Origin of the sequence: Paenibacillus sp. FSL F4-0097 (assembly GCF_038593125.1) — a bacterium.
GTDB classification, from domain to species: Bacteria; Bacillota; Bacilli; order Paenibacillales; family Paenibacillaceae; genus Paenibacillus_AQ; species Paenibacillus_AQ odorifer.
The window spans coordinates 96,174-109,292 of the sequence record NZ_CP151965.1 but is presented as its reverse complement, the minus strand read 5'-3'; the positions used below and the strand labels follow the sequence as shown (position 1 = coordinate 109,292).

General features: G+C 43.6%; 12 protein-coding genes, 1 tRNA gene and 1 rRNA gene. 2 read left to right on the top strand and 12 right to left on the bottom strand.

From position 1 onward, the window contains the following. Positions 1 to 36 precede the first annotated feature (36 nt). Entirely contained in the window at positions 37 to 738 is a 702-nt protein-coding gene (gene rluF / locus MHH86_RS00505; RefSeq protein WP_036679985.1) for a 23S rRNA pseudouridine(2604) synthase RluF, read from the bottom strand. Further along, positions 728 to 3,055 (bottom strand): ATP-binding protein, encoded by a 2,328-nt coding sequence (locus MHH86_RS00500; protein WP_342479589.1) that lies wholly within the window; start codon positions 3,053 to 3,055, stop codon positions 728 to 730. Before MHH86_RS00500 ends, rluF begins: the two co-directional genes overlap by 11 nt. 310 nt (positions 3,056 to 3,365) lie before the next feature. Between MHH86_RS00500 and tadA the strand changes: the two genes are divergently transcribed. Together tadA and MHH86_RS00490 are read left to right on the top strand one after the other, a co-directional pair. Further along, positions 3,366 to 3,881: a tRNA adenosine(34) deaminase TadA gene (gene tadA / locus MHH86_RS00495; RefSeq protein ID WP_256721116.1), complete on the top strand. Its 516-nt coding sequence runs from the start codon at positions 3,366 to 3,368 to the stop codon at positions 3,879 to 3,881. Further along, complete coding sequence (locus tag MHH86_RS00490; protein WP_076142537.1) at positions 3,882 to 4,451, top strand: GNAT family protein; 570 nt, start codon at positions 3,882 to 3,884, stop codon at positions 4,449 to 4,451. A 104-nt stretch (positions 4,452 to 4,555) separates the two neighbouring features. Here the strand turns inward: MHH86_RS00490 and MHH86_RS00485 are convergent, their stop codons facing one another. The 10 genes from MHH86_RS00485 to rrf form a co-directional block, all read right to left on the bottom strand. Then, positions 4,556 to 5,647: a hypothetical protein gene (locus MHH86_RS00485; RefSeq protein WP_076138622.1), complete on the bottom strand. Its 1,092-nt coding sequence runs from the start codon at positions 5,645 to 5,647 to the stop codon at positions 4,556 to 4,558. Between the two features lie 105 nt (positions 5,648 to 5,752). After that, entirely contained in the window at positions 5,753 to 5,905 is a 153-nt protein-coding gene (locus MHH86_RS00480) for a small acid-soluble spore protein P (protein WP_076138623.1), read from the bottom strand. A gap of 11 nt (positions 5,906 to 5,916) precedes the next feature. Further along, positions 5,917 to 6,258, bottom strand: a complete 342-nt coding sequence (locus MHH86_RS00475; protein WP_036679977.1) for a hypothetical protein — start codon at positions 6,256 to 6,258, stop codon at positions 5,917 to 5,919. Positions 6,259 to 6,403: 145 nt separating this feature from the next. Further along, positions 6,404 to 6,492, bottom strand: a tRNA-Ser gene (locus tag MHH86_RS00470). A 67-nt stretch (positions 6,493 to 6,559) separates the two neighbouring features. Further along, a complete protein-coding gene (gene serS / locus MHH86_RS00465; protein ID WP_038568043.1) occupies positions 6,560 to 7,846 on the bottom strand; it encodes a serine--tRNA ligase in 1,287 nt (428 codons plus the stop codon). 74 nt (positions 7,847 to 7,920) lie between these two features. After that, a complete protein-coding gene (gene pdxT, locus MHH86_RS00460) occupies positions 7,921 to 8,517 on the bottom strand; it encodes a pyridoxal 5'-phosphate synthase glutaminase subunit PdxT (protein ID WP_076179682.1) in 597 nt (198 codons plus the stop codon). An 18-nt stretch (positions 8,518 to 8,535) separates the two neighbouring features. Then, entirely contained in the window at positions 8,536 to 9,417 is an 882-nt protein-coding gene (pdxS, locus tag MHH86_RS00455; protein ID WP_342479588.1) for a pyridoxal 5'-phosphate synthase lyase subunit PdxS, read from the bottom strand. A 112-nt stretch (positions 9,418 to 9,529) separates the two neighbouring features. Beyond that, positions 9,530 to 10,924 carry a D-alanyl-D-alanine carboxypeptidase family protein gene (locus MHH86_RS00450; RefSeq protein WP_036679981.1) on the bottom strand — a complete coding sequence of 465 codons (1,395 nt, stop codon included), beginning with the start codon at positions 10,922 to 10,924 and terminating at the stop codon, positions 9,530 to 9,532. 125 nt (positions 10,925 to 11,049) lie between these two features. Beyond that, complete coding sequence (gene guaB, locus MHH86_RS00445) at positions 11,050 to 12,507, bottom strand: IMP dehydrogenase (protein ID WP_036679982.1); 1,458 nt, start codon at positions 12,505 to 12,507, stop codon at positions 11,050 to 11,052. Between the two features lie 431 nt (positions 12,508 to 12,938). After that, positions 12,939 to 13,055 (bottom strand): 5S ribosomal RNA (gene rrf, locus MHH86_RS00440). Between the last annotated feature and the right edge of the window lie 64 nt (positions 13,056 to 13,119).

Below are 13,119 nucleotides of genomic sequence, written 5' to 3'. Positions count from 1 at the left end.
CATTCTATATGGAACTGTATTATTGTAATGACACTCCTACAGTAACTCGTAGTTCAGCGTAGCTCCAAGCTCTTTCTTCTCATCAGCAGACAGTTCCCGCCATTCTCCCGTTTGCAATGCCCCCAGGCGAATATTCATAATCCGAATGCGTTGCAGCTTTCGAACCTCATAGCCAAAAGCGCTACACATACGACGAATCTGGCGATTTTTGCCCTCTGTCAAAATAATACGGAAGACACGCTCCGTAATACGCGTGACCTCACAGGGCAGCGTCTTCTCACCTAATATTTTCACACCGCTGGACATGCCGGTAATAAACGAAGGCGTAATGGGTCTGTCCACGGTAACCACATATTCTTTTTCATGCCGGCCTTCCGCCCGCAAAATTTTATTAACGATGTCGCCATCATTGGTAAGCAGGATTAATCCTTCCGAATCCTTATCGAGACGACCAATCGGGAATATACGCTCATGATGACCTACAAAATCGACAATATTCCCCTTGATATGCTGTTCTGTGGTTGATGTAATCCCTACCGGCTTGTTTAGAGCAATGTAGACCGTCTGGCTTGAGGTTTCAAGCGCTATACCATCTATTCGCACATCATCGCCCGGAACAGCCTGACTGCCCAGCACAGCAGGCTCTCCGTTGATCGTAACTCTGCCGGCATCCACAAGCTTGTCTGCTTCTCGGCGTGAACAGTACCCTGTCTCACTGATGAATTTATTAATTCTCACGTTGTTCTTCACTCCGTTCATCCTTAATGTTAAGCCAAGGTGTACCCCCTCCAGCTGCAGGCAGCTTAATCATAACGGTTGTCCCCCGGCCAACTTCACTTTGTATTTCCAAATGACCCTTATGAGCCTGAATAATACGCTGGCTAATCATTAACCCAAGACCAGTCCCCGATTCCTTATTCGTGAAGAACGGTTCACCCAGCTTAGGCAGCACGTCCTCTGGAATCCCTTCACCCTGATCTTTGATTACTATAAAGACGCAATCCACAGAGTTCCACAGTTCCATTGAAATGACGCCACCCTCAGGCATAGCCTCAATTGCATTTTTAACAATATTAATGAATACCTGCTTCAGCTGGTTCTCTTCACAATGTACAGTAGCAGGTTGTTCAGAGAATTTCGTACTAAATTGAATATCATGTAGATGAGCGAGACTATCCAATAGAGAAACTACATCACCTAATATGTAGCGAAGATCTTTTTCCTGAAAATGAACGGCTTGCGGCTTAGCCAGGATTAAGAATTCACTGACGATAAGATTAATCCGCTCCAGCTCGGATAACATCAGCTCTACATGAAGCGGAACCAAGAGCTCCTTCTCCTGTTGAAGCTGTAGAAATCCTTTTAATGTGGTAAGAGGGTTACGAATCTCATGAGCTACTCCTGCGGCCAATTGGCCGACTGTAGTTAGTTTCTCAGAGCGTCTAAGCAGCTCCTCCATTCGATTGCGTTCCGTCATATCACGAGAAACGTGAATAAAGGAATGGGGATAACCCTCTTCATCTCGAATTATCGAGGTACTAACGCTAACCTCAACTAATGATCCGTCCCGTTTAAGTCTCACTGTCTCAATCGGCGGCAGAACTGCACCATTTCTTAACGCGTCCAGCCGCTCTTCCTCTTGCTTAAGCGCTGTCGCGGGTACAAGATATGGCATATTGCCGATCACTTCTGTTGCACTCCATCCATACAGCTCCTCAAAGGCCCTGTTAGTGCTAGTGATTCGTCCCTCCATATCCAACGTATGAATCGCATCAGACGTCCCGTTAATTACGGATTCCAAATGCTCCTTAACCGCCCGGTTCTCTTCCAGCGTCTGCTTAAGACGATTGGTGCGTTGCATAAGATGAGAAGTCATAGCGTTAATCCGCAAGGCTAATTGACCTAACTCATCACGAGAGGTTACCTTTAATGGAGGTTCGAACTTACCTCGCGCTACATCATTGACTTTGGCAAGTATAGCCTGAATTGGACGAGTAACAAAACCTGAAAGTATGTAACTACATAGCAAAAATAATGCCAGCAACAACAGAGACGTAGTCAAATAATTGGCTAATTGTTCATGAACTACGGATGAAATCACAGAATAATCCAAAACTACACCGATTACGTAGGGCTCCATTTTAGGATTCTGAATAGGGATGAAGCTTTTAAGCACTCTTTTCCCATGTACCCTCGTCTCCAGTGTAACTGGCTTCTGCTTCTGCTGAGCTAATAGAATGGCCGCTTTATCTTGCTCCACATTACCATAAGTATAGGTACCGAACTTAATTGGGCGGTTGCCAAGTTTCTTTTTAAATGCATCGCTTCCATCGCCCGCCATACTCGCTAAACCAAATGTTGTTGGATTAAATCCTGTAAGCTCTAAAATCCCTGGATTAACTTCTTTGGTTCGCTCTACAATTTGATCGGGATTGGTGATTTTGACATATTCACTAGCCGCAGTATTGAGAATAACAGGATTAATGATGTAATTGCTTGCTTCATCATGATAATAACCCCACTTCTCAATGAAATCGGGATTGTAGGTTGAATATTCAAATGGGCCTGACCAAAAATGATCCAATGCCTGACCTTGTCCCACAGTGACTTCCTGATTATCAAATAACTCCAAAAGGGCAAGGTACCAGTACCCCCAACCTTGAGTGGACATTCCAATATCAATAGGATTTGATGCCTTTGTCACCACGATATCATTATCAGTCTTTACCAGAATTGAAATATTAGACACGCCCAACTTGGAAGTTAGGGCCTTAAGTTGAGCATTGGTTATATTCTTATAATCCGGACCCAATTCCTTAGAGGCAAAGATGGCAGCCATTCTTAAGTTATGCGCAATTTGATATTCTACATAGTTAGAGCTATAGTTACTTTGTTCTACAGAAACAGCCATTTGCATAGCGGTGATCTGCATATTATTTACGTTTTCATTTCTTAGATTATTCTGAGCGGCATAAAGGTTAAATGTCTGGTTTAATGCTAAAATTAGCAGTACCGCTCCAAAAATAATAGCAGATAGTTTTGTCTTTATGGACAAACTGTTATTCACCTCTTATCCACTGGTAAATCCTTGCGGAGCCTATAATAAACATCATACCTTTTGCCCCCTCATTTGAAAAGGACATTTAAAACAAGCCTATTAATTCACGAAATATTGAAATTCAAAAGGTGTTTCTCTACAATATATAAGAAACCATCCACATCTTATGCACATATAAACAAATTATTAAAGTCCGATGTGTACAAAAATGTGTATAAGTAGGCTGTTATCCACAGAGTTATACACATTTTGTTAAGAACGAATATTTGTTCGTTGTACAATGGTTACAGAAGAAGGGAAGATGATCTTGAATATTAAAGCCAATGAATCGCCAGAAGATATACAAGCGGTTCATGAATATTGGATGAGGCAGGCGATCGCAGAAGCACGTAAAGCTGAGGCATTAGGTGAGGTTCCTATTGGCGCTGTCATTGTTCGACATGGTGAAATTATAGGACGTGGATACAATTTACGAGAAACGACAATGGATTCGACAGCCCATGCAGAGATGGTAGCCATTCGTGAGGCCAGCAATGTCATGAATTCTTGGCGTCTGCTGGATTGCCAGCTGTACGTCACCCTAGAACCTTGTCCGATGTGTGCAGGAGCAATAGTGCAGTCCAGAGTGCCTCTCACGGTATATGGAACGCCTGACCCTAAAGCTGGATGTGCCGGGACCCTCATGAACTTGCTTGAAGAACCGCGATTTAATCATAGAACTGAGGTAATACAGGGTGTTTTACAAGAAGAATGTGCAGATCTACTCACCTCCTTCTTTCGCCGTTTACGTAAAAAGCCAATAAAACAAAAGGAGGACTCCTAAATGACCCTTACTCTATATCATACCTCTCAAGGCATCTATATTTCTCCACTTGAGCTTAAGGATGCACAGAGCCTGCTGGAGCTTCGTTTAAATAACCGGGTAACCCATGAACCGTTTGAGCCAAAACGTGATGAGCACTTCTTTACCCTGGAGAGTCAACAACAGATCATCAATCAGCGTATTGAGGACGGCCTACAGGACAGAGCTTATATGTTCGGCATTTATCTGCTGGATGGACAGCTAATCGGTCAGATCACATTGTCCAACGTCTCACGAGGTATAGCACAATATGCTGATTTAGGATATTTAATGGATCATCGGATGCAAGGACAAGGTTATATGACAGCAGCAGTCGGATTAGTCCTTGGCTATGCGTTCCGGGCCTTAGGTCTACATAGAGTTCAAGCAGCTATTTTATTGCATAATGAAGCTTCCCGAAGAGTCCTGGAGAAGAGTGGGTTCAAACCTGAAGGGATCGCCCGTCAGTATCTTAAAATAAATGGACAGTGGCAGGATCACCAAACCTACGCAATCTTAACCGAAGATGTGCTGACTGAGGAACGGAAATAAGATTCTGCATTGTCGCAGGAATGAGTGCTACTTTTTTTCCTAAAAAAAGACCCGCATGGGCGTATAATATACGCATCATGCGGGTCTTAATCTTGTAACTGGGATTAATAAGTTCCCATACCACCGAATTCTTCTCCAAGTTGATCCATTGTAATTACATCATCACCTTGAGGGATACCAATCTTGAATACCGGCTTCTCGTTGATCTTACTGTATTGGCCCGTTCCATTTACTGAGAAGGCTACTTTTGTGCCATCTTCCGGATCATTTACTTTAACATCCATCAATAAATCCTGATACACAGCGTATCCATCTTTATTGATCGCAGTATTATAGTGGAACTGGTTGATGGTAAGGTACTTATCAAGATCAGCTAAGCCCTTATCCAATTCAGTTCTAGCTTCACCTGATGTCAGTTCTTCTTTAGCCTTAGCTAGATCTGCATCTTTAATCTGCAGCATATCCTTGTATTCTTCCTTGCTTACGATATCAATGATTTTAGGCAGGGCATTATTCACCAAGATAGTGATTGCTTCTTTAACATTATCGTTAGTCACTTGGAACTGAACGACTTGTTTAGCTTCCACGCCTTCTGGTAAATTAGCATCTTTGGGATCAATCTCGTTAAAATATTTTTCTTCGTCATATTCAGCTAGGACAGCGTCCACCACTTCATTAGACAGCTTCTGCATTTTCTGAGTATCCATCGTACTTGGGTTAAATTCTGCACCCTCCTGCTCTGCCAACGCCTTCAGATCAACCTCTACAAACTTATTGAGGATCGTCTCAGGAATCGGTACGAAAGGAATAGATGGAATCTTAACATACAACTTCTCGGCAGTCATTACCATAGGAACATTAAAGCTCATGCTCATATCGCCCTTCAGATTCAGAACCATAGTTAGTTCTGTCTGCATTGGCTCTGCTTGATATACCCCATCAACGGTAATATCAGCATTCTTAAGCATACTAAGTACCTGTGTAGTCATTGCAGCAGATTCAGCGTCAGAAGTCTCGATCGTAAGATCGTTGATCGTGAATTTACTCTTCATCTCATAAGATGACATTGTAGTCGCTTTAGTAGCGGCTGATTTTAAGGCCTCTTTTGGCGCCTCCTGTTTACTTGCACATCCCGGCAGAATTACTGCTGCTGTAAGCAGCAATGCAGCGGCCGACAAACCCCACTTTTTGTTCATTATTGTTCTCCTCTCCCATTGTAAAAGAAATCTCTCCCCCTCCTATGATAAACCATTTGTAAAAATCAAGAAACACTTCTTTAAAATTCTTAACGTTTTTATTTGTTAACCTTGTGGATTATGGTGGTCAACATGGTTCGCTTGTTTCACCTTTTTAGAACCTGAAAGCGGTTCTGGACCTGAAGGTGTATGGTCTTTTCTCCGCTCACCACTTGTTGGCTCTGCCCCAGGAACAGGGATACTTTTTGGTTTCGACATTTTCATTCCTCCTAAGGATTGGTCAAGTTCTGAAGAGCCTGAGCACATTCATGAATTTGCCGTGAGTATTGCTGTGCCAGCTGCTGTACGGCATCACTACGCTCATCAATATGGAGACCGCTCTGTTCCACATCCAGCAGATCCACTGCCACTTCTCTGCTATCTACATACTTGCAGCGAAAATCCAATGAATAGCCTTGATGACCTGCCGCATTAAAATGAATCAGCAAGCTATTCGGATCCCCATTATCCGCCAGCACACTGAAACTATCCCCATCATCCATCAACGCCGGCAAACGCTCCTGCCAGGCTGAGACAAGCTTATGCTGATCAACTTCTAATGATCTATCCATGATTATGATCATCCTCCTTCTCTAATACATTGCGGAGAAATGAAGCTTTTTATTCTCAATAGAGCTCGGTCTACCAAACAAAACAAAAAACCGTCCCCCAGAGGGAACGGTTTCTATCTAATTATTCTTTAAGTTCATAAAGGAATGGCGGAGAGGATGGGATTCGAACCCATGTGGGCTTGCACCCTAACGGTTTTCAAGACCGCCCCGTTATGACCGCTTCGGTACCTCTCCAAATGCACTTAAATTTCACATGCATTAGGATTGTACCATACTATGCAAAGAAAAAGCAACTATATCTTTAAATAGTTTTTGGTTGTATCGATTTTACATTGCGCATATAAGGTTGTAGGCATTCTGGAATCAGAACACTGCCATCCTCTTGCTGATAATTCTCAAGAATTGCAGCAACTGTACGTCCAACCGCCAAAGCAGAGCCGTTCAGCGTATGAACAAATTCAGGCTTCGATTTTGGATCCTTACGGAAACGAATATTTGCCCGGCGCGCTTGGAAATCTTCTGTATTTGAGCAAGAGGAGATCTCACGGTACATCCCACTCTCAGGCAACCACACTTCCAGATCGTACGTCTTAGCCGATGTAAAGCCCATATCAGCCGTACATAACCCAAGTACACGATAAGGCAGTCCTAACAGCTGCAGCACACTTTCAGCGTCTGCTGTCATTTTTTCTAATTCCTCATAAGAGGATTCAGGGGTGGTGAGCTTCACCAACTCTACCTTGTTGAATTGATGCTGGCGAATCAAACCGCGAGTATCACGGCCCGCCGAGCCCGCCTCAGAACGGAAACAAGAGCTGTAAGCTACATGGTATTTAGGCAGGTCAGCTGCCGTCAAAATCTCTTCGCGATAGTAGTTCGTTACCGGTACTTCAGCTGTAGGAATCAAATAGTATTCGGTATCCCGCAGCTTGAACAGATCCTCTTCGAATTTAGGCAGTTGTCCTGTACCATACAAGCTATCTTTGTTCACAATGTAAGGCGGCAGCATTTCCTCATAGTTATGCTCACCACTGTGAAGATCCATCATAAAGTTAATCAGCGCCCGTTCTAGACGTGCTCCAAGTCCTTTATAGAAAACAAACCGGGATCCTGTAACCTTTGCTGCAGCTTCGAAATCAATAATATCAAGCTGCTGCGCAAGCTCCCAATGTGATTTCGGAGTGAATCCGAACTCTTTGGGCTCCGACCAGCGGCGTAATTCAACGTTATCATCCTCAGACTTCCCTACTGGAACTGAATCATGAGGAATATTAGGGATATTCATAGTAAGATCAGCAATCTGAGCTTCCAGTTCACGTACTTCATCATCAAGCTCTTTAATACGGTCAGATACCGTACGCATTTCTGTAATTAGGTCATCCGCTGGCTCGCCGTTCTTTTTCTTTTTCGCTACTTCACCCGAAACTGTATTACGACGGTTCTTAAGACCTTCGGTTTCTTGCAGTAATTCACGTCGACGCAAATCAAGTTGTGGAAAATCAGCAATTAAGTCCAGCGATTTGCCCCGTTTTTCTAAAGCCTCTTCCACTCTTGCGTAATCACTACGTAGTATTTTTACATCTAACACAATGTTTCCCTCCTGAAAACAGCCTAAACTCTTTCAAAATGCTGATTACAGCTTTGAAAGAGTCAGGATGTTCTTTATATGCAATTTTGTTGTTGGACTTCCCTATTCGCCTCTACCATATCGGCAAAATATTGGTGCAGTCTGAAATCATCGGTCAGTTCTGGATGAAAAGAAGACACCAGCAAGTTCCCTTCGCGCGCGGTTACAATCTCATCATTATAGACTGTAAGCACATCAACTCCCGGTCCTACCTCGTTGATAAGCGGTGCACGTATAAATACAGCACGAACCGGCTCATCAATGCCTTTAACCTCCAGATCACATTCAAAGCTTTCCCGTTGGCGGCCGAATGCATTCCGGGCTACGGTAATATCCATCAGCTCCAAATGCCCCGGTTCACCACCGGCAATTTTTTTGGCCAGCACGATCATACCCGCACATGTGCCAAAAATAGGCTTGCCCTGATCAGAAAAATCACGGATGGCTTCTATGAAACCATATTTCCGCATTAGCTTTCCAATCGTTGTACTTTCTCCGCCGGGGATAATCAGGCCTTCAACTTCTTCTAGCTGCTCCACACGCTTGATAGGCACGCCTTCTGCACCGGTCTTCTCTATACTAACAATATGCTCCGTAACAGCGCCTTGAAGCGCCAATATTCCTATCTTCATCCTACAACCTTCTCTCTATTAACGGCCACGCTCCGACATACGTTCAGCCGGGGTGAGAGTTACAATATCAATCCCCTTCATTGGTGCACCAAGGTTCTTGGATACTTCAGCAATCAGTTTGTAATCAGTATAGTGTGTAGTGGCTTCAACAATCGCACGCGCAAATTTCTCAGGATTGTCCGATTTAAAAATACCCGAACCTACGAATACACCATCAGCACCCAAATGCATCATAAGAGCAGCATCGGCAGGTGTAGCTACACCCCCAGCGGCAAAGTTAACAACCGGCAGTTTGCCAAGCTCATGCACTTCGAGCAACAGCTCGTAGGAAACTCCCAGGTTCTTTGCTTCATTATATAGCTCGTCCTTGGACAAATTCGTTACTTTACGGATTTGACTGTTGATAAAGCGCATGTGACGCACGGCCTCAACAATGTTGCCTGTTCCTGGTTCACCTTTTGTACGGATCATGGAGGCACCTTCGTTAATACGTCTCAGTGCTTCTCCCAGATCCTTCGCTCCACATACAAAAGGAACGGTGAACTCATGTTTATCAATATGGAATACTTCATCAGCAGGAGTAAGAACTTCACTCTCATCCAAGTAATCAACACCCAAAGATTCTAGAACTTTCGCTTCTACATAATGGCCGATACGAGCCTTAGCCATAACAGGGATACTTACCACTTTGAGAACCTCTTCTACAATTGTAGGATCGGCCATCCGTGCTACACCGCCAGCTGCACGAATGTCAGAAGGTACGCGTTCCAGAGCCATAACAGCAACTGCACCAGCAGCCTCAGCAATTTTTGCTTGCTCTGCATTCATGACGTCCATAATGACGCCGCCTTTTTGCATTTCTGCCATGCCTCTTTTAACTCGCGATGTACCTGTTTCCATGTCCTAACCCCCCGAATGATCTATCTTAATCTAACTTGTAATTTTACCCCAATGAAGGGAAATCTACAACCCATTTACTCGGATTTACTGCTGATTTCGACACCGAACTGCATTAGAACAAGTTCTTGATCCCTGAAAATAAATCACCGAAGAAATCGCCAATCGCTCTAAGGAACAACTTGAACCAGCCAGCTTTCTCAGCTTCCTCTACAGTGATCAGATTAACTGTTTTCTCCTGTGCTGCTTGCATGCCTTCAGCCTTGTAGGAATAGGTAACTTTACCTACTTTAGAGGATTGGGCTATAGGAGCAACCAAAGTTGCAGGGTCATTTGTTACAACAGTTGTAGTAACTTCAGGAGAAACAGTTCCCTTAGGAACAATGAAAGAAACTCCTTCATCAGTAACTATAGAAACATCTTTATTCTTGCCTTTCAGTACCGGAACTGTTTCCGTGCCAGCAATAACAGCCTTCGGAGCTACAACCTGTTTGATTTCAAAGTTGTTAAACCCGTAGTCGAGCACTTTTTTAGTTTCTGTGAATCGATGTGCCTCTGAATTAGCACCCATAACAACACTGATTAGACGCATTCCATCACGCACAGCAGTACCTGTAAAGCAGTTACCTGCATTTGTGGTATGGCCAGTCTTCAGTCCATCTAGACCTGGATAAGCATATGCCTTAAAGTTGGGGATACTTTTGTTAGCTTCCAGCATCCAGTTGTAGTTAATGATCGGCGCTGTATCCCGATCACGGAATTTATAAGACTGAATCGTTGTAAATTCAGTGAAGTCCGGGTGGTCAGTAACTATAAATTTAGCAAGAGTAGCTGCATCTCTAGCTGACATTACAGTCTCTTTATCAAGATCAGGACGGAATTTCTTCGGCATGTCTGCCCGATCAAGTCCAGTTGAGTTAATAAAATAGGTATTTTTCATGCCCATCTTCTGTGCAGTCTGATTCATTAGTTCTACGAATTGTTCTTCTGAACCCGATACCAATTCTGCCAAAGCAACTGTGGCATCATTCGCCGATCCTACGGCCATCGCTATGTATAGCTCTTTAACCGTATGTTCATCTCCAGCTGCCAGAAAAATTCGTGATCCGACCTGTTTGGAAGCATTCTCTTGAATGATAACTTTCTGATCCCAAGAGATGTCTCCTTTTTTCACGGCATCAGATACAAGATATTCAGTCATCATCTTGGTCATACTCGCAGGTGGGAGTGGTGTATCTGGATTTAGAGCCATAAGTACTTGGCCTGTAGTTGGTTCTATTAGAATAGCAGAACTCAATTCCAAGTTAAGAGATTCCACAGAAGGGATCTTAACTGCGTTGGTCTTGGGTGCAGTTTCAGTAGTAGTTGCGGCACCTTCGGTTGTAACCGGAGTTTTGCCCGCTTCAGCCAATGCTGGAATTACTGGGTTCATTAACATATTTAAAAGCAGACCTACAGTCGCTGTCTTAATTACAATTTGCTTACCATTAAATTTTCGTTTGTGCTTCAATGATTACGACTCTCCTTTAAATCTCATATCAATAGCTTGTTCTATTCTAACACAGGGGTACCCGCAAAAAAAGACAGACAGGACGAAATAGTCCTGTCTGTCCAAAAAATAATACGGTTAGTCCATTATACGGAATAGTTTGGTGCTTCTTTTGTAATTTGCACATCATGCGGGTGGCTCTCACGAAGTCCAGCACTTGTGATGCGAATGAAAGAAGTATCGTTACGCAGTTCTTCCAATGACTTCGTACCGCAATAGCCCATACCTGAGCGCAATCCGCCGATCAATTGATGAACAGTGTCAGAAAGAGGCCCTTTAAAAGCAATACGTCCCTCAATTCCTTCAGGAACGAGCTTTTTATCATCATCTTGGAAATAACGGTCTTTACTGCCTTGTTTCATGGCACTCATGCTGCCCATACCACGATATACTTTAAATTTACGGCCTTGATAGAGCTCAGATTCCCCTGGGCTTTCTTCTGTACCCGCAAACATACTTCCCATCATTACAGCATGAGCACCAGCTGCGATAGCCTTTGTGATCTCCCCAGAATACTTAATACCGCCATCAGCGATAATAGGAATTCCATACTCACGAGCAACTGTCGCACAATCATAAATGGCTGTAACCTGAGGTACGCCGATACCAGCGATAACGCGTGTTGTACAGATCGATCCTGGTCCAATACCTACTTTAACTACAGATGCACCAGCTTCAATAAGTTCACGGGTTGCTTCGCCTGTAGCTACGTTACCAGCAACAATCGTAAGATCAGGATACAACTCACGAATTTGGCGAACCGCTTCAATAATATTAATGTGGTGACCATGTGCAGAATCGACGACGATCAGATCCACACCAGCTTTTACTAATGCTGCAGTACGTTCGAACGTGTCTTTAGAGATACCAACAGCTGCTCCAACAAGTAGACGGCCATGTGCATCTTTGGCTCCGTTAGGGAATTGAATAGCTTTTTCAATATCCTTAATGGTGATGAGACCCTTAAGAATATTATTCTCGTCCACAAGGGGAAGCTTCTCGATCTTATGACGTTGCAGGATACCTTCTGCTTCCTGAAGGGTTGTACCCACAGCAGCTGTTACAAGATTCTCATGTGTCATAACTTCTTTAATCTGAATATTGAAATCATGAATAAAGCGTAAGTCTCTATTAGTTAGAATACCGACAAGTTTATTGTCACTGTCTACAATCGGCACTCCGGAAATGCGATATTTACCCATTAAAAGCTCTGCATCAGATACCATGTGTTCTGCCGTAAGTGAGAATGGATTCGTAATAACTCCGCTCTCGGAACGCTTCACACGATCTACTTCTTCCGCTTGCTGCTCTACAGGCATATTCTTGTGTATAATCCCGATGCCACCCTCACGAGCAATTGCAATGGCCATGGCTGCTTCTGTGACTGTGTCCATACCTGCACTCATAAGTGGAATATTCAACTTCACATTCTTACTTAGAACTGTGGTCAAATCCACTTCTTTAGGCAGTACCTCAGATTTACGCGGAACCAGCAGCACATCATCAAAAGTTAGACCTTCTTTACCAAACTTATCTTTCCACACCTGGGTCATTCCTCCTCGGTTGTTTTAAATTATACCCGCCTACAAACTTTATGAAAGAAGAACCTTTGACTCCAGTCCATTCACGACAGACAATTCTGTACATCTGGGGGCTGAACAAGTGTAGATCTTCAATTAAGGTTTGAGATGCTTATCCAAAAATATATTATTGCCATCTTAGCAAAGGGCATTTGGACTGTCAAGAACATTACATCATCAGAGTAGGTATTCAAAAAACGGCCCCCGAGTAAGCGAATTATTGGACGTTAGTCCGTGCTCAGTGGACATATAGTGTATAAAAAATCCACAATGCATTTCTGCTCATCTTATTACCCACGCTTATCTCCATCATAGTATTTCAAAATATAGCCTAATGAATTCTCTATTTACATAACAAAAAGACCACTGTCGATTACTCAACAGTGGTCTTGTGTGCTTGGCAACGTCCTACTCTCCCAGGACCCTTCGGTCCAAGTACCATCGGCGCTGGAGGGCTTAACGGTCGTGTTCGGGATGGGTACGCGTGGAACCCCTCCGCTATCGCCACCAAACATGCGTCTGTGAAACAGACGCTGCCGCGTGAAATTCGGTTCATCACCAGAAGTGACAATGAAT